The sequence below is a fragment of the Micromonospora sp. NPDC005305 genome, from assembly GCF_040607315.1.
Lineage (GTDB): Bacteria > Actinomycetota > Actinomycetes > Mycobacteriales > Micromonosporaceae > Micromonospora.
In genome coordinates this window covers 163,567-180,592 of the sequence record NZ_JBEXGL010000011.1, presented here as the reverse complement: position 1 = coordinate 180,592, position 17,026 = coordinate 163,567, and the positions used below count along the sequence as shown (strand labels likewise).

Sequence of the window (17,026 nt, the reverse complement as noted above, 5' to 3'; positions counted from 1 at the left end):
CCGGGAGGCCGGACCTGCCGGTACGACGGTCAACGGGTCAGAGGCTCGCGCACTGGCCGCTCTTCGGGCCCAGCACCGAGTTGCTCAGCCCGAGGTCGACCGGTGCCTGGCTGTTGCCGCCGCAGCGCAGGGGACCGGTCACGGTGTTGGCCGCCACCAACGGCGCCTCGCCGCGGTTGTCCGACACCTCGACCGGGCCGGTGACCTTCGCGTCGACGACCACCACCGGGCCGGTGCCCTGCGCGACCCGGACCGGGCCGGTGACCGTGCTGTCGGTCAGGAACACCCCGGCGGCGCCGGTGGCGTCCACCGGACCGGTGATCGACGAGCCGGTGGCGACCAGCGTGCCGCCCGGCCGAACCCGGACCGGGCCGGTCACCGTAGCGTCCCGCAGGCAGGTGACGCCGGAGACCACCAGCGGGCCGGTGTGCCGGCCGGTCACCGTCGGGTAGACCCGCTCGGCGTCGACCAGCTTCTCCACGGCCTGCCCGTCGAGCAGCAGCGGGATCAGTCCCCGCTCGGGCTGGGCGAGGGGCACCACGTACCCGTCGGCGGCCGTGACCACCTTCCAGCCGTGCGCGGCCAGCCGCTGCGCCACGGTGGTCCGCTGGCCGGCCGGGCCGTCGGTGCGCTCGCCGTGGTACTGCTCCTCGGTGAGCCAGTAGGCGCACGGCACGTCGGTGAGGATCTGGTCCTCGCGCGGGGCGTCCAGCGGCGGCGGGGCCTCGCCCGGGTGGGGCGACGGGTACGCGGCGATCGGCCGGGAGCCGCGGAAGACGATCCGGCCGGTGTTCGACACCTGGAAGGTGATCCCGCCGGCCCGCGCCGAGGTGATCTCCTTGAGGCTGGCCCGGTGGTAGTCGAGGAACTGGTGGAACGTCCAGAGCGCCGAGAACGCCTTGCGCCGCCGGTTGTTCGCCGTGTTGCCCTCGTCCGGCCGGGTGGCGCCACCGGCGCTGCGCAGCTCCAGCAGGGAGTTCACCACGTTCTTGAGGCCCAGCGTGTTGCGCAGGATGGTTTCTTCGCTCAGCCCGACGTTCCCGCCGCCGTTGCACCCGTACGGGCAGGGCCACCAGCCGGCCTTGGCGCCCTGCGTGTACATGTGGCCCTCGATCATGTCCTGCGACTCGTCGAAGATCGGCTGGGCGACGTTCTGGTGCCGCGGCGGCAGCATCGGCAGGTCGCCGGCGCTGGAGTTGCCGAACTCGTGCCCGTCGTAGCCGGCCACCGGGCGGTAGTCGCGCAGCATCCGCACCAGCGCGAAGGTCTCCGGCTGGCGGATCAGCGAGTAGTCCCGGTTCAGGTCCTGGCCGGTGGAGTTGCCGCGGGTGTTGGCCGCCCGGCCGTCGCCGTTGATGGTGGGCACGATGAGCACCGTGGTGTGCGACAGCAGGTCCAGCGTCCGGGGGTCGTTGCTGAACGCCAGCTGGCGGGCCATGATCAGGCACGCCTCCCGGTCACCGGGCTCGTTGCCGTGCACGTTGCAGTTGACCATCAGCGGTGAGGTCGCGGCCACCGCCGCCGGCGTGGCCGGCGGCGTGGGGTAGCCGATGACGAACATGTTGATCGGGCGGCCCAGCGCGGTCCGGCCGATCTCGGTCACCCGCACCCGGTCGCTCAACTCGTCGACCGCCGCCGTGTACGCGTACTCGTTGACGTCGCTGGTGTACTGCGCCGCGAGCGTGGTCTCCCACTGGGTGCGGAGGTTCTCGCCCGGCACCGCGGGATCGCCCCAGGGGGCCCGGGTGGTGCCGGCCACCGGCGCCGAGTACGGCTCGGCGGTGGTGCCGGAGCGGGCGCGGACCCGCCACTGGAACCGGGCGCCCGGGTTGAAGCCCGCGTCGGCGAAGGTGGGGGAGGAGTTGTCGATCTGGCGGTTCGGCCGCCAGACGCCGGTGATCACCGCCGGTCCGGTCGCCGTGTCGTCGGCGGCGACCGGGGTGCGCTCGATCTGGTAGTCGGTGGCGCCGTCGACCGGCGTCCAGGCGAGGGTGGCGTAGCCGTCGCCCTGCACGACCGTCAGGCCCTGGACCTGGTTCGGCTCGGCCGGGTCGGCCTGTGCGGGCACGGGCCCCGCGAACGCCGCCAGGGTCGCGGCGAGCAGGGCGGAGAGGAGGGCCGTCGTCCGTCTGTCTCTCATGGAAGCTCCAGAACAGGTGGGATGACTCGTCCGGACAGCACACGCGAGTCCGCCCGTCCATGGTCGACAGCGAGCGATTTCTTGAGGTTGATCTGAGGATCGGCGCCTCAGGCCGGGCGGAGCCGGTAGCCCACGCCGCGTACGGTCTCCACCCGGCCGGCGTCGTCGAGCTTGCCCCGCAGGGCCGCGACGTGGACGTCGAGGGTGTGGCCGCCGCCCCAGGTGGTCTGCCAGACGTCCATGAGCAGCCGCTCCCGGGGCACCACCGTCCCGGCCTGCCGGGCCAGTGCCATCAGCAGCGCGAACTCCTTGCGGGTCAGGACCACCTCCCGGCCGCCGAGCCAGACCCGCCGGGCGTTCAGGTCCAGCCGCAGGTCGCCGACCTCCAGCGCCGCCTCCATCCGGGAGGCACGCGCGGCGCGGCGCATCACCGCCTCGATCCGGGCCTGCAGCTCCGCCATCGAGAACGGCTTCACCACGTAGTCGTCGGCGCCGGCCCGCAGCCCCGCCACCCGGTCCCGCTCGTCACCGCGTGCGGTCACCGCGATGATCGCGATGTCCTCGTTGTGCCGGCGGAACTCCCGGCACAACGCCAGGCCGTCCCGGTCCGGGAGGTTCAGGTCGAGCAGCAGCAGGTCCACGGGCCCGGCCCCGACCGCCTCCGACGCGGTCGTGGCCGTGATGACCGAGTTGCCCCGGCGGCGCAGCGCGGCGGCGAGCGCGGACGCGACTCGCAGGTCGTCCTCCACCAGAAGCACCCGCACCGCGTCTCCTCGAACCTCGTGCGACAGGTTCACGCGAGTCTGTCCGATCCGCGCCCGCCGCGACCAGCCCGGACGGACGATCACGACCAGACGATCATGCGGGTCGGACCGTCGGGCCGACCCCGAGGTGAAGCGGGAGGACCAGCGCCGAGGAGACCGCCAGGTCCCGGTCGAGCACCTCGTCGCGGGGGACGAAGACCATGGCCCGGCCCTCGCCGAGCACCACATCCTCCTGACGGGCGTCGGTCGCGCCGCGGAAGACGTGGACCGTCACCGTGTGCGGGAAGCCCTCCTCGTCCGGGCGCGGGCCGCTCCAGAAGGGATGCAGCTCGCCCACGGTCAGGCCGGTCTCCTCCAGCAGTTCCCGGCGGGCGGCCTGTTCCGGTGTCTCGCCCGGCTCGATGTGTCCGCCGGGCAGACCCCACTGGTTCGGGGAGACGGGCGCGTGCTCATCGCGATGCTGCAGGAGAACGGCGCCCGAGGGGTCGACGAGCAGGACGAGCGCCACCTCATAGCTGGCCATCGCGGAATCATTCCACGGCGGCACTCCCGGCGCAGGACCGTCGGCGCCGAGCTTCCGACCAGCCGGAGCCGGCCGGCTCATTAGCATGATCTCGTGCCGGAGGACTTCATCGCTGACGACCACCTGGCCGCATTCCTGCGGACCGCGAGGGCCCAGCCCACCGGCGGCGAACCGGACGTGGCGACCTCGCGTCAGGCCTCCCGCGCACGGGCCGCGGCGCGCACGCCGGGACCGGAGGTCCCGGCCGTCGACACGACGATGGCGGGTGTCCCGGTCCGGGTGTACGCGCCGGGCGCGGACCCGGTGGTCGTCTACCTCCACGGCGGCGGGTTCGTCCTGGGAGATCTCGACACGCACGACGCGCGGGCGCGGCGGCTCGCCGTGGCCACGGCGGCGTCGGCCGAGCACGATCCTCTGCGCGACGAGGGTGAGGCCTACGTCGCGCGCCTGCGGGCTGCCGGCGTGCCGGTGACGCACCGACGCGAGCCCGGACTGGTCCACGACTTCCCGACCCTGCGGGACGTGTCATCAGCCGCTGCCGCGGCGGAGGACCGTTTCCTCCGCGACGCCGCGCAGTTGCTGGGCCGACGATCCAGCTGATCTTCCGTTGCCGACGCGCGGCGGGGCGTACCACTGGTCACCGGACGCCCGGACGCCTGCCCAGGGAGAAACCGGCGTCGGTGTAGCCCTGCCGACCGTAGAAGCGCACCGCACCGACGTTGCGGTGGTGGATGCCGGCCGACAGGTACGTGATCCCGCGATCGGTCGCCCACCGTTCGGCCGCCTCCAGCAGCGCCGATCCCGCCCCGAGCCCCCTGGCATCGGGCAGCACCACCGTGTGCACCTGCGCCGAAGGCTCAGGACGCAGGATCTGATGCGCCGGCGGATCGGGCTGCCGCAGCAGCTCGATCATCCCCACCACGCGGCCGTCCCGAGCCTCGGCGACGAGAACCCCATCCTGCCCCGACTCGTCGGCCAGCATGGCCGTGAAGTGGCGCACCACCGCGTCACGCTGCGGAACGCGGTAGATGCCAGGGTCGAGAGCGAGGTGCGCCTCGGCGTTGGCCAGTCGCAACTCCACGAGTGCAGGAACATCCGCCACGCTCGCCGGCCGAACCGTCAGCCCCACGTCCCGCATGATCGCGATCCTAGGGCCGACGCGCGGCCGGGCGTATGCCCGCACTCGATCCACTCCAGCTCGCCGACGTAGCGGTATCCGAACCTGTCGGACACCGCCACCTCGGCGAGCTGGAGCCGATCATCCCCGGCGCCGGCCGCCCGTGTGCCGGGCGGAACGGAGCGTCGGGGTCAGCGCAGGCCGGCGGCGGCCAGCAGGTTGCCCTCCGGCAGGGCGGGCAGGGTCCGGCCGGCGCTCATCCGCTGCTCGGTCCGGGCGGCCGTGAACGCGGGGTCGCCCGCGATGGCCGCCGCGTACGCGGCGCCCGTGCGGGACGCGATGGCCGACCAGCCGTACTGCTCGTGGACCATCGCGCGGGCGCGCCGGGCGAGCAGCCGCGCCCGGTCCCGGTCGGAGAGCAGCGCGTGCACCGCCTCGGCGAGCCCGTCCGGGTCCTGCGGGGCGAAGGTCAGCCCGGTGACGCCCGGCTCGACGATCTCGGCCAGCCCGCCGGTGCGGGACACCGCGAGCGGCGCGCCGGCGGCGGCCCCCTCCAGGGCCACCATGCCGAACGGCTCGTAGATGCTGGGCACCGCGAAGCAGTCCGACGCGGCCATCACGGCGGGCAGGTCGGCGCCACCGAGGAAGCCCGGCATGCTGACCGTGCCGCCGAGCCCGAGCCGGTGCACCTCGTCCTCCAGGGTCGCCCGGTACGGCCCGTCGCCGACGATCACGGCGCGCAGCCCGGGGTGCCGGTCGCGCAGCCGGGGCAGCCCGGCGAGCAGGTGCTGCACGCCCTTCTCGTAGACGAGCCGGCCGGCGAAGGTGACCAGCGGGCCGTCCCCGGCGAACCGGGCGCGGGCGGCGGCCACCGCCGAGCCGGGCACCCGCCAGCGGTGCGGCTCGACGCCGTTCGGCACCACGTCGACGCGGGCGGGATCGACCCCGAACAGGGCGCCCACCTCGTCGCGCATGTAGCCGGAGCAGACGATCACCCGGCCCGACTCGGTGGCCAGCCACTGCTCGACGCCGTGGATGGTGCGGTTCATCTCCTCCGGCAGCCAGCCCTGGTGCCGGCCGGCCTCGGTGGCATGGATGGTGCTGACCAGCGGCACGTCCAGGTGCTCGCGCAGGGTCATGGCGGTGTGCGCGACCAGCCAGTCGTGGGCGTGGATGACGTCGTACGCGCCGGACTCGGCGGCGCGCAGGGCGGCCCGGGTGAGGGTGTGGTTGAACGCCATGGTCCAGGCCAGCAGCGAGCCGGTGGCGAGCGGGAAGGTGACCGGGTCCTCGGCGGCGCGGACGATCCGCACGCCGTCGGCGTACTCCTCCAGCGGCGCGCCCTCGGCGTGCCGGGTGACGACGGTGACCTCGTGGCCGGCGGCGGCCAGCGCCACGGAGAGCGCGTGCACGTGGCGGCCGAGGCCACCGACGAGCACCGGCGGGTACTCCCACGACAGCATGAGGATGCGCCGCGGCCGGGGCGGCACGCCGGGCTGCGGCGGGATGGTGGGGCGGGAGGTGAGGGTGGGCCGGTGGGTCCGGTCCGTCGCGGTGGCGGGCTGCGCGCCGACCCGCAGGGTGGTCACATCGATCTCCGTCCATGCATGCTGGTACGCGCCGGCGTCAGTGGCGGCGTGGGGAGCGGGTGAGGGTGGCCGAACGGCCGGGCGGACCCGCGCGGGCACACACGGGTCCGCTGTCCAGGAAAGGCCATCCGGCGCGAACCCGCATCCCGAAAAGGGCGATCGTGACGGACAACACCCGACGGTCCAGGCGGTCTCAGGTGGGTGGAATTCGGTTACCGTCCGAACGGGTGGATTGGCAGAGCGTGTGGCGGGGCATTAGCGGCGTGCGCACCGGCGGTCCGCCCGTCCGGTGCGCTCATGATCATGGCCGAAGGAGCGACATGCAGGTCTGGCCGGGCGAGAGCTATCCCCTCGGTGCCACGTACGACGGGATGGGCACCAACTTCGCGATCTTCTCCGAGGTGGCGGAGAAGATCGAGCTCTGCCTGTTCGACGAGTGGGACACCGGCGCCGAGCGCCGGGTCGAGCTGCGCGAGGTCGACGCGTACGTCTGGCACGCCTACCTGCCCGGCGTCGAGCCCGGCCAGCGCTACGGCTACCGGGTGCACGGGCCGTGGGACCCGGCCAACGGGCTGCGGTGCAACCCGCACAAGCTGCTCCTCGACCCGTACGCCAAGGCGGTCGACGGGGAGGTCACCTGGGACCCGGCCGTCTACGACTACGAGGTGGGCGGCGACCCGGACCGGCGCAACGACACCGACTCGGCGCCCTTCATGCCGAAGTCGGTGGTGGTGAACCCGTACTTCGACTGGGGCAACGATCGGCCGCCGCGCACGCCCTACCACCACTCGGTGATCTACGAGGCGCACGTGCGCGGGCTGACCATGCGCCACCCGGACATCCCGGAGGAGCTGCGCGGCACGTACGCGGCGATCGCCTCGCCCGTGATGATCGACTACTTCAAGCAGCTCGGGGTGACCGCGGTCGAGCTGATGCCGGTACACGAGTTCGTGCACGACCACCGCCTGGCCGACCTGGGGCTGCGCAACTACTGGGGCTACAACACCATCGGCTTCTTCGCCCCGCACCACGGCTACTCGGCGCTGGGCCGGCTCGGCCAGCAGGTCCAGGAGTTCCGGGGCATGGTCAAGGCGCTGCACGCGGCCGGCATCGAGGTCATCCTCGACGTGGTCTACAACCACACCGCCGAGGGCAACCACCTCGGGCCGTCGCTGAGCTTCAAGGGCATCGACACCCCGAGCTACTACCGGCTCTCCGAGGAAGATCGTCGCTACTTCGTCGACTACACCGGCACGGGCAACAGCCTCAACGTGCGCAGCCCGCACTCGCTCCAGCTGATCATGGACTCGCTGCGCTACTGGGTCACCGAGATGCACGTCGACGGCTTCCGCTTCGACCTGGCGGCCACCCTGGCCCGGGAGTTCTACGAGGTGGACCGCCTCTCCACCTTCTTCGAGGTGGTGCAGCAGGACCCGGTGGTCGGCCGGGTCAAGCTGATCGCCGAGCCGTGGGACGTCGGCCCGGGCGGCTACCAGGTGGGCAACTTCCCGCCGCAGTGGACCGAGTGGAACGGCAAGTACCGGGACACCGTGCGGGACTTCTGGCGCGGCGAGCCCGCCACGCTGGCCGAGTTCGCCTCCCGGATCTCCGGCTCCGCCGACCTCTACCAGGACGACGGGCGCCGCCCGTTCCACAGCATCAACTTCGTCACTTGCCACGACGGGTTCACCCTCAACGACCTGGTCTCCTACAACGACAAGCACAACGAGGCCAACGGCGAGGAGAACCGGGACGGGGAGAGCCACAACCGCTCCTGGAACTGCGGCGTCGAGGGGGACACCGGCGACCCCGGCGTGCTCGCCCTGCGCGCCCGGCAGCGGCGCAACTTCCTGGCCACCCTGATCCTCTCCCAGGGCGTGCCGATGCTCGGCCACGGCGACGAACTGGGCCGCACCCAGCACGGCAACAACAACGCCTACTGCCAGGACAGCGAGCTGGCCTGGGTCGACTGGACGCGGGCCGACGAGGAGCTGATCGCGTTCGTCCAGCGCCTCACCGAGTTCCGGATGCGGCACCGGGTGTTCCAGCGGCGCCGCTTCTTCACCGGGCTGCCGGTCGGCGGCCGGGCCGCCGACAGCGCCCTGCCCGACCTGGCCTGGTACACCCCCGACGGCCGGGAGATGACCGGCGAGGACTGGGGCAACGACTTCGGCCGCTCGGTGGCCCTGTTCGTCAACGGCGACGGCATCCCGGAACGCGGCCAGTACGGCCAGCGCCACCGGGACGACTCGTTCCTGCTGCTGTTCAACGCGCACGACGCGCCGCTGGACTTCACCCTGCCCCCGGCCGAGTTCGGGCAGCGGTGGGAGCTGGTCATCAGCACCGCGGACCCGGATCCGGAGAAGACCCTGACGGTCGAGGCGGGCGGGAGTGTCTGCGTCCCCGACCGCTCGCTGCTGGTCCTGGAGAGGACGGCCTGACCATGCCCGACACCCCCCACCCCGACGAGACGACGGCGCCGACGACGCGGGTGGGGTCGACCTACCGCGTCCAGGTCCGCCCCGGCTTCGACCTCGACGCCACCGCCGGCCTCGCCGGCTACCTGGCCGACCTCGGCGTCACCCACCTCTACAGCGCGCCCCTGCTCACCGCCACCCCCGGCTCCCAGCACGGCTACGACGTGGTCGACCACCGGGCGGTCAACCCGGAACTCGGCGGCGAGGGCGGCCGGCAGCGCCTCGTGCGGGCCCTGCGCGCGGCCGGGCTCGGCCTGGTCGTGGACATCGTGCCCAACCACGCCGGCGTGGCCCGGCCGGCCGCCAACCCCGCCTGGTGGGACGTGCTGCGCCGGGGCCGGGCGTCGGCGTACGCGGACTGGTTCGACATCGACTGGGACCGGGGCAAGCTGCTGCTGCCGGTGCTCGCCGACACCCCCGACGCCCTGGACGACCTCAAGGTCGTCGACGGTGAGCTGCGCTACCACGAGCACCGCTTCCCGATCGCCGACGGCACCGGCGACGGGACCCCGCGCGCCGTGCACGACCGGCAGCACTACGAGCTGGTCGACTGGCGGCGCGGCGACAGCGAGCTGACGTACCGCCGGTTCTTCGCCGTGTCCGACCTGGCCGGGCTGCGGGTGGAGGACCCGGAGGTCTTCCGCGCCACCCACGCGGAGATCCTGCGCTGGGCCGGCGCCGGCGACGTCGACGGCATCCGCGTCGACCACCCGGACGGGCTGCGCGACCCCGCCGCCTACCTGGCGCGGCTGCGCGCCGCCGCGCCCGGCGTCTGGCTGGTCGTGGAGAAGATCCTGGAGTACGGCGAGGAGCTGCCGGACTGGCCCGTCGACGGCACCACCGGCTACGACGCCCTGGCCGCGGCGGGCGGGCTCTTCGTCGACCCGGACGCCGAGGCGGACTTCACGGCGCTGGACGGCCGGCTCACCGGCCGGCACACCTCGTGGCAGGACCTCACCCACGACACCAAGCTGGCGGCCGCCACCCGGCTGCTCGCCGCCGAGCTGACCCGGCTGGCCGCCCTCGTCCCCGAGCTCCCCGGCGAGCAGGTCCGGGCGGCCCTCGCCGAACTGGCCGCCGCATTTCCGGTCTACCGCGGCTACCCGCCGGAGGGCGCCCGGCACCTCGCGGCCGCCCGCGCCGAGGCCGGCCGCCGCCGCCCCGACCTGACCGCCGTGCTGGACGCCGTCACCGCCCGGCTCCGCGACCCCGGCCACGAGCTGGCCGCCCGCTTCCCGCAGTTCTCCGGCGCGGTGATGGCCAAGGGGGTGGAGGACACCGCCTACTACCGGTGGACCCGGTTCGTCGCGCTCAACGAGGTGGGCGGCAGCCCCGCCCACTTCGGCGTGCCGCCGGCCGAGTTCCACCGCTTCGCCGCCGCCCGGCAGGTGCGCTGGCCGGCGAGCATGACCGCGCTCTCCACGCACGACACCAAGCGCGGCGAGGACGTCCGGGCCCGGCTCGCGGTCCTGTCCGAGCTGCCCGGCCGCTGGTCCGAGCGGGTGGCCGACTGGATGTCCCGGGCGCCGCTGGCCGACCCGGCCTTCGCCCACCTGCTCTGGCAGACCGCCGTCGGGGCCTGGCCCATCGCGCGCGAGCGGCTGCACGGGTACGCGGAGAAGGCCGCCCGGGAGGCGTCCGTGTCCACCGGCTGGGCCGACCCCGACCCGGCGTTCGAGCACGAAATGCACGCCCTGGTCGACCGGATGTACGACGACCCGGAGCTGCACGCCCAGCTCACCGCGTTCGCCGACGAGATCACCCCGGCCGGCTGGTCGAACTCGCTCGGGCAGAAGCTGGTCCAGCTCGCCATGCCCGGGGTGCCGGACACCTACCAGGGCACCGAGCTGTGGGAGAACTCCCTGGTCGACCCGGACAACCGCCGCCCGGTCGACTTCGCCGTACGCCGGGACCTGCTGGCCCGGCTCGACGCCGGCTGGCGGCCCGCGGTGGCCGCCGACGGCGCGGCCAAGCTGCTCGTGGTGTCGCGGACCCTGCGGCTGCGCCGGGACCGCCCGGAGCTGTTCACCGGCTACCGGCCGGTGCCGGCGCACGGGCCGGCCGGCGCGCACGCGGTGGCCTTCGACCGGGGTGGCGCGATCGCCGTGGCCACCCGCCTGCCGCTGCGGCTGGCCCGCGCGGGCGGCTGGCGCGACACGGCGCTGGCGATTTCCGGCAACAGTGTTACCGACGTGTTCACCGGTCGGGTCTACAGTGGGTCTGAGCTGCTGATGCACGATCTGCTGAGCACCTATCCCGTCGCCCTCCTCGCTCCCACCGACTCCGTGGAGGCTGCCGCATGACCGAGTTCACGGTGTGGGCGCCCGAAGCCGCCCGGGTGCGGCTGCGCCTGCCCGGCGTCGCCGACCACGACATGCGCCCCGGGCCGGGCGGCTGGTGGCGGGTCGAGGTGCCCGACGCCGGCCCCGGCACCGACTACGCGTACCTGCTCGACGACGACGAGCAGGCCCTGCCCGACCCCCGGTCGGCGTGGCAGCCGCAGGGCGTGCACGGGCCGAGCCGCCGCTACGACCACGCCGCGTTCGACTGGACCGACCAGGGCTGGACCGGGCAGCAACTGCCCGGCAGCGTCCTCTACGAGCTGCACATCGGCACCTTCACCCCGGAGGGCACCTTCGACGCGGCGATCGGCCGCCTCGACCACCTGGTCGACCTCGGCGTCGACCTGGTCGAGCTGCTCCCGGTCAACGCCTTCAACGGCGAGCGCAACTGGGGCTACGACGGCGTCTGCTGGTACGCGCCGCACGAGCCGTACGGCGGGCCGGACGGGCTCAAGCGCTTCGTCGACGCGGCGCACGCCAAGGGGCTGGGGGTGATCCTCGACGTCGTCTACAACCATTTCGGGCCCTCCGGGGCCTACGCGCCGCGTTTCGCGCCGTACCTCACCGAGCAGAGCAACACCTGGGGCCGCACGGTCAACCTGGACGGGCCGCACTCCGACGGGGTGCGCCGCTACATCGTCGACAGCGTGCTCATGTGGCTGCGCGACTACCACGTCGACGGGCTGCGGCTCGACGCCGTGCACGCCATGCCCGACTCCCGGGCCACCCACTTCCTGGAGGAGGTGGCCGCCGAGGTGGAGGTCCTCTCCACCCACCTGGGCCGGCCGCTGTCCCTGATCGCCGAGAGCGACCTCAACGACCCGAAGCTGATCACCCCGCGGGAGGCCGGCGGGTTCGGGCTGCACGCCCAGTGGAACGACGACGCCCACCACGCGCTGCACACCCTGCTCACCGGGGAACGGCAGGGCTACTACGGCGACTTCGGCTCCCTCGAATGCCTCACCGATGTGCTGACCGGCGCGTTCTTTCACGCCGGCACCTGGTCCAGCTTCCGCAACCGCAGCCACGGCCGGCCCGTCGACCGGCAGCGCACGCCGGGGCACCGGTTCGTGGCGTACCTGCAGAACCACGACCAGATCGGCAACCGGGCCACCGGGGACCGGATCTCCCAGACGCTCTCCGCCGGGCTGCTGCGGGTCGGCGCCACCCTGCTGATGACCGCGCCGTTCACCCCGATGCTGTTCATGGGGGAGGAGTGGGCGGCCAGCACCCCGTGGCAGTTCTTCACCAGCCACCCGGAGCCCGAGCTGGCCACCGCCGTGGCGACCGGGCGCCGGCGGGAGTTCGCCGCGCACGGCTGGCCGCCGGGGGACGTGCCCGACCCGCAGGACCCGCAGACCTTCGTCCGGTCCCGGCTCGACTGGGCCGAGCTGGACAAGCCCGAACACCAGGAGATGTACGACTTCTACCGGCGGCTCATCGCCCTGCGCAAGCACCGACCCGACCTGTCCGACCCCCGGCTCGGCCACGTCGACGTCCGGCACGGCGACCAGTTCCTGCTGATGCGGCGAGGCAGCTGCCTGGTGGTGGCGAACCTGGCCGGCAAGCCGCAGCGCATCAACCTGCCGGGCGTGGTGCGCCGGGTGCTGCTCACCACCTCCGAGGGGGTCACCGTGATGCGCGACGGCATCGAGCTGCCCCCGGAATCCGCCGCGATCGTGGCCCTCTGACCGTACGCGCGCTAACGGTTGTCCCTGGACGGCAGACCGGGAGGAGTAGCCGTTGCTGGGGGCATTGAACTGGCCCTCCGGACATGTCGACCCCAAGTAGCGGCGGACGCGACGCCGACGCCGGTGACGACGACGTCAACGACGGTGGACCCCGACGGTGTGGAGCATGGGCCACGCCGCCGGGCATCGCCCCGTGCAGGTCGACAACCGATCCCCATCCTCGGGGCGGACCACGGGTCGGGCTTTTTCCCGCGTGCTCGATCGGGCGGGTGCCTGCCGGATCGCCGGGGCAGCGGAGCGGGCCACTGAGGCGCTAGCGTGCCCGGCATGGACGAGGCCGAGCCACCGGCGAGGCTCGCCGGCATCGCGCACGAGGCGGGCGGCCACACCGTCCGGCTGCGTCCGGTGGCCGAGCCTGACCTGGAGATGTTCCGCCGGTTCGCCACCGAGCCCGGCCTGATCGGCCTGGACTGGGCCGGCTTCCGGGATCCGGGCGCGCCCGCCCGCCGGCACGCCGAGGACGGTCACCTGGGCGAGCGGGACGGCCGGCTGATCGTCCAGGTCGAGCCCGAGGAGGCCGCCGCCGGGCTCGTGAGCTACCTGCAGGGGAGCTACGGCGGACGCGCGCCGTACTGGGAGATCGGCATCGCCCTGCTGCCCGAGTGGCGCGGCCGGGGGATCGGCTGGCGGGCCCAGGCGTTGCTCTGCGACTACCTGTTCGCGCACACCCCGGCGCAGCGGATCCAGGCCGGCACCCACCCGGAGAACCTGGCCGAGCAGCGGTCGCTGGAGAAGGCCGGCTTCCAGCTCGAAGGGGTGATCCGGGCCTGCGAGTTCCGGGCCGGCGCCTGGCGCGACGGTTGGCTCTACAGCCGACTGCGCGACGACCCGTCCCCGCTCTGACCGGAAGCGGTCAGGGGATCGGCCACTCGTGGACCGGGCGGTTGCTGTGCATGAGGTCGACGTAGTGGCGGACCACCTCGCGCAGCGCCTCCGGCCGGTCCAGGTGGTCGGCGGACTCCAGCCGGTGCAGCGTCTCCACCTGCCAGGTCGCGCCGTTGCGACCGGTCAGGCAGCGCTGCTCGACGATGCCGAGCAGCCGGTCCCGCTCGGCCGGGTCGAGGCCCCACCGGTCCAGCCCGTGGTGGGCCAGCGGCAGCAGCCGGCGCAGCACCAGCTCGGTCACCGGGAGGTAGCCCAGCCCCGGCCAGAACACCTGGGCGTCGATGCCGTGCCGGGAGCAGTTGGTGAAGTTCTCCTCGGCCGCGCTGAACGACATCTGCGACCAGAGTGGCCGGTCGGACTCGGCGAGGGCGCGGACCAGGCCGAAGTAGAATGCGCCGTTGGCGACGGTGTCCAGCACGGTCGGCCCGGCGGGCAGCACCCGGTTCTCGACCCGCAGGTGCGGGCGGCCCTTCAGCACGTCGTAGACCGGGCGGTTCCACCGGTAGATCGTGCCGTTGTGCAGCCGCAGCTCGGCGAGTTTCGGCACGCCGCCGGCGGCCAGGGTCTCCGCCGGGTCCTCCGGGTCGCACACCGGCAGGAGCGCGGGGAAGTAGCGCACGTTCTCCTCGAAGAGGTCGAACACGGTGGTGATCCAGCGTTCCCCGAACCACACCCGGGGGCGCACCCCCTGGGCTTTGATCTCCTCGGCGCGGGTGTCGGTGGCCTGCTGGAACAGCGGCACCCGGGTCTCCCGCCACAGTTCCCGGCCGAACAGCAGCGGTGAGTTCGCACCGAGCGCGACCTGGACGCCGGCGATCGCCTGGGCGGCGTTCCAGTAGTCGGCGAACTGGGCCGGGCTGACCTGGAGGTGGAACTGGGTGCTGGTGCAGGCGGCCTCGGGGGTGATGGTGTCCGCGGTGGTGGCGAGCCGCTCCACCCCGCTGATCGAGATGCGCAGGTCCTCGCCCCGGGCGGCGAAGATCTGCTCGTTGAGCAGCGCGTAGCGCGGGTTGGTCGAGAGGGTCTCGGCGGTCAGGTGCTCCGGGCGCAGGGTCGGCAGGATGCCGATCATCACCATGTGCGCGCCGACCGCGCGGGCCTTCTCCTCGGCGGCGTTGAGGCTGGCCCGGACGTGCTTCTCGAACTGGGCCGTGCCGGTGCCGGTCAACCGGCGCGGCTCGACGTTGATCTCCACGTTGAACTGGCCCAGCTCGGTCTGGAAGCTGGGATCCGCGATCGCCTCCAGCACGTCGGCGTTGCGCATGGCCGGCTGGGATTCCTCGTCGACGAGGTTCAGCTCGATCTCCAGCCCGGTCATCGGCCGCTCCACGTCGAAGCGGGACTCGCGCAGCATCTCGGCGAACACGTCCAGGCAACGCCGCACCTTGTCGCGGTAGCGGGCCCGGTCCTCCCGGCTGAAGGTGCGCGCGCCGACGTCCTCGCCCATGGTCACCACCCTGTCACCGTTGGTCCCCCTAACCTCGCACGCCACGGCGGCGCGGGGAAAGAGCCGGGGGACCCCTTACTACCCACCTGTCCCGCCGGTGATCCCTGTCGCGTCGCACAGTGTCGTGGCCGGTCCGGGCGGTCCGGGTGGCTAACATGGCCGGATGCGCGAGATCACCACCCGGCTGTTCGTGGCGGCGGCCATCGCCGAGGCCTGCTCGTGGGCCGCCCTGCTGGCCGGGATGGCCGTCAAGTACGGGCCGCCGCGCAACGAGATCGGCGTGCACGTGTTCGGCCCGGTCCACGGGGCGCTGTTCGTGGCGTACGGGCTGCTCGTGCTCGTGGTCGCCCGGCAGCGACGCTGGTCGCTGTGGCACACCGCCCTCGCGCTGGCGTGCGCGGTGCCGCCGTTCGCCACGGTGCTCTTCGAGCGCTGGGCCCGCCGCCACGGCCTCCTCGGCACCCCGGCCCCCACCGAGCGTCCGCTCACCCCGGTCGGCTGACCGCCGCGGGTCACCCCGCCAGGAAGTCGCCGAGCAGGGCGGCCAGCTCCGCCGGGGCCTCCTCGGCCATGTGGTGGCCGGAGGGGATCGACGCCGCCCGCACGTCGTCGGCCCAGTCCCGCCAGATCGCCGCCGGGTCGCCGTACAGGTCGACCATGTCGTCCCGCTCCGACCAGGCGAAGAGGACCGGGCAGCCGATGCGCCGGCCGGCGGCCCGGTCCGCGTCGTCCGCCGCCCGGTCCGGCCCGAGGCCCGCCCGGTAGTCCTCGCACATGGCGTGCACCGTGGCGGGGTCGTGGATGGCGCGGCGGTAGTCGGCGTACGCCTCCGCGCCCATCGCCTCCGGCGAGCCGCCGTACCAGGCGTCCGGGTCGGCATTGATCACCCGCTCGGCCGGCTTGGCGAGCTGGCCCAGGAAGAACCAGTGCCACCAGCGGGCCGCGAACCGGGCGTCGCAGCGGGCGAGCGCCTCGCCGATCGGCACGCCGTCCAGCACGCCGAGCCGGGTCACCCGGTCCGGGTGGTCCAGCGCGGTCCGCATGGCCACGTAGCAGCCCCGGTCGTGCCCGACGACCGCCGCCCGGGGGTGGCCGAGCGCGTCGAGCAGCGCCACCACGTCGCCGGCCATCGCCCGCTTCGAGTAGACGGTGTGCGCCGGGTCGCTCGGCGGTTTCGACGAGCCGCCGTACCCGCGCAGGTCCGGGCAGATCACGGTGTGCCGGGCGGCGAGCAGCGGCGCGACCCGGTGCCAGGTGGCGTGCGTGCGGGGGTGCCCGTGCAGCAGCACCACCGGCGGCCCGGAGCCGCCGTGCCGGACCCGCAGGCGCACCGGGCCGACGTCGACGTGCTCCAGCGTGAATCCCGGGAACATGACCGAGCCGGTGCCCCCGTCACCGGGGACGGAAACCTCAGCCGAGCGCCGAGCAGGCGGCGACGCCCGCCACCAGCAGCACGCCGAGCACCGCCTGGAGCAGCAGCGCCGGCCCCAGGTGCGACCAGACCGTCGCGGTGCGCGGGGTCAGCAGCTGGCCGGTGGTGAGGTTGACGATCCGCTCGATCCGCGGCGGGAGGTCGGCGTCGCGCTGCGGGCGCAGGGTCAGCTGCACGTGGTCGCCGGGGTGCAGGGCGCTCTGCGGCAGGTGACCGTGCAGCTCCACCTCGACCAGCCGGTCGGCGGCGTCGCGCACCCGGACCGGGGTGACCAGGAACTCCGGCCCCTTCTTCAGCTCCTTGAAGCTGCGCCGCGCGCCCCCGCCGCCGCTGCTGAGCAGCGCCCGCACCAGGCGGAGCAGGAGCCCCACGACGCCCGCCGCGGTCAGCACCCCGACCAGCACCGGCTGCCCCACCCGCACCTCGCGGGCATAACCCTGCAGGAGGCGGACCAACCGGCCGGTGACGATCCGCTCCGTCGGGTGGACGGGGCGACGAATGTGCAGCTCCGTGTTCATGTTCACCACCGAGAGTCCTGTCGTGTTCACTCATGGTATCG

At 73.5% G+C, this 17,026-nt stretch carries 14 protein-coding genes; 6 read left to right on the top strand and 8 right to left on the bottom strand.

What is annotated here, in order from left to right; genetic code table 11:
- Window positions 1–37: 37 nt before the first annotated feature.
- From ABZS80_RS20265 to ABZS80_RS20255, 3 genes are all read right to left on the bottom strand, one after another.
- Window positions 38–2,140 (bottom strand): M14 family metallocarboxypeptidase, encoded by a 2,103-nt coding sequence (locus ABZS80_RS20265; protein WP_355057896.1) that lies wholly within the window; start codon window positions 2,138–2,140, stop codon window positions 38–40.
- Window positions 2,141–2,247: 107 nt separating this feature from the next.
- A complete protein-coding gene (locus ABZS80_RS20260) occupies window positions 2,248–2,904 on the bottom strand; it encodes a response regulator transcription factor (RefSeq protein WP_355057894.1) in 657 nt (218 codons plus the stop codon).
- 94 nt (window positions 2,905–2,998) lie between these two features.
- Window positions 2,999–3,427: an NUDIX domain-containing protein gene (locus tag ABZS80_RS20255; RefSeq protein WP_355057892.1), complete on the bottom strand. Its 429-nt coding sequence runs from the start codon at window positions 3,425–3,427 to the stop codon at window positions 2,999–3,001.
- A gap of 93 nt (window positions 3,428–3,520) precedes the next feature.
- Between ABZS80_RS20255 and ABZS80_RS20250 the strand changes: the two genes are divergently transcribed.
- Window positions 3,521–4,027, top strand: a complete 507-nt coding sequence (locus ABZS80_RS20250) for an alpha/beta hydrolase fold domain-containing protein (protein WP_355057890.1) — start codon at window positions 3,521–3,523, stop codon at window positions 4,025–4,027.
- Between the two features lie 37 nt (window positions 4,028–4,064).
- On the opposite strand, the gene ABZS80_RS20245 is transcribed toward ABZS80_RS20250, so the two are convergent.
- Both ABZS80_RS20245 and ABZS80_RS20240 read right to left on the bottom strand, forming a co-directional pair.
- The gene (locus tag ABZS80_RS20245; RefSeq protein ID WP_355057888.1) at window positions 4,065–4,565 is read right to left on the bottom strand and encodes a GNAT family N-acetyltransferase; all 501 of its coding nucleotides are present in this window, start codon (window positions 4,563–4,565) and stop codon (window positions 4,065–4,067) included.
- A 170-nt stretch (window positions 4,566–4,735) separates the two neighbouring features.
- On the bottom strand, window positions 4,736–6,133 hold the full coding sequence (locus ABZS80_RS20240; RefSeq protein WP_355057886.1) for a glycosyltransferase family 4 protein: 1,398 nt from the start codon (window positions 6,131–6,133) through the stop codon (window positions 4,736–4,738).
- 320 nt (window positions 6,134–6,453) lie between these two features.
- Here ABZS80_RS20240 and glgX point away from each other — a divergent pair, with 320 nt between their 5' ends.
- From glgX to ABZS80_RS20220, 4 genes are all read left to right on the top strand, one after another.
- Entirely contained in the window at window positions 6,454–8,574 is a 2,121-nt protein-coding gene (gene glgX, locus ABZS80_RS20235; RefSeq protein ID WP_355057884.1) for a glycogen debranching protein GlgX, read from the top strand.
- 2 nt (window positions 8,575–8,576) lie between these two features.
- Window positions 8,577–10,913, top strand: a complete 2,337-nt coding sequence (treY, locus tag ABZS80_RS20230) for a malto-oligosyltrehalose synthase (RefSeq protein ID WP_355057882.1) — start codon at window positions 8,577–8,579, stop codon at window positions 10,911–10,913.
- On the top strand, window positions 10,910–12,643 hold the full coding sequence (treZ, locus tag ABZS80_RS20225; protein ID WP_355057880.1) for a malto-oligosyltrehalose trehalohydrolase: 1,734 nt from the start codon (window positions 10,910–10,912) through the stop codon (window positions 12,641–12,643). The genes treY and treZ overlap by 4 nt, the downstream gene beginning before the upstream one ends.
- Window positions 12,644–12,970: 327 nt before the next feature.
- Window positions 12,971–13,546: a GNAT family protein gene (locus ABZS80_RS20220; protein WP_355057878.1), complete on the top strand. Its 576-nt coding sequence runs from the start codon at window positions 12,971–12,973 to the stop codon at window positions 13,544–13,546.
- Between the two features lie 10 nt (window positions 13,547–13,556).
- Here ABZS80_RS20220 and ABZS80_RS20215 read toward each other — a convergent pair whose 3' ends face one another.
- On the bottom strand, window positions 13,557–15,035 hold the full coding sequence (locus tag ABZS80_RS20215) for a glutamate--cysteine ligase (protein WP_355057876.1): 1,479 nt from the start codon (window positions 15,033–15,035) through the stop codon (window positions 13,557–13,559).
- Between the two features lie 163 nt (window positions 15,036–15,198).
- On the opposite strand from ABZS80_RS20215, the gene ABZS80_RS20210 reads away from it, so the two are divergent.
- Window positions 15,199–15,537: a DUF3817 domain-containing protein gene (locus tag ABZS80_RS20210; RefSeq protein WP_355057874.1), complete on the top strand. Its 339-nt coding sequence runs from the start codon at window positions 15,199–15,201 to the stop codon at window positions 15,535–15,537.
- 10 nt (window positions 15,538–15,547) lie between these two features.
- Here ABZS80_RS20210 and ABZS80_RS20205 read toward each other — a convergent pair whose 3' ends face one another.
- Both ABZS80_RS20205 and ABZS80_RS20200 read right to left on the bottom strand, forming a co-directional pair.
- On the bottom strand, window positions 15,548–16,408 hold the full coding sequence (locus tag ABZS80_RS20205; protein ID WP_151461744.1) for an alpha/beta hydrolase: 861 nt from the start codon (window positions 16,406–16,408) through the stop codon (window positions 15,548–15,550).
- A gap of 37 nt (window positions 16,409–16,445) precedes the next feature.
- Entirely contained in the window at window positions 16,446–16,994 is a 549-nt protein-coding gene (locus tag ABZS80_RS20200; protein WP_355058002.1) for a hypothetical protein, read from the bottom strand.
- Window positions 16,995–17,026 lie beyond the last annotated feature (32 nt).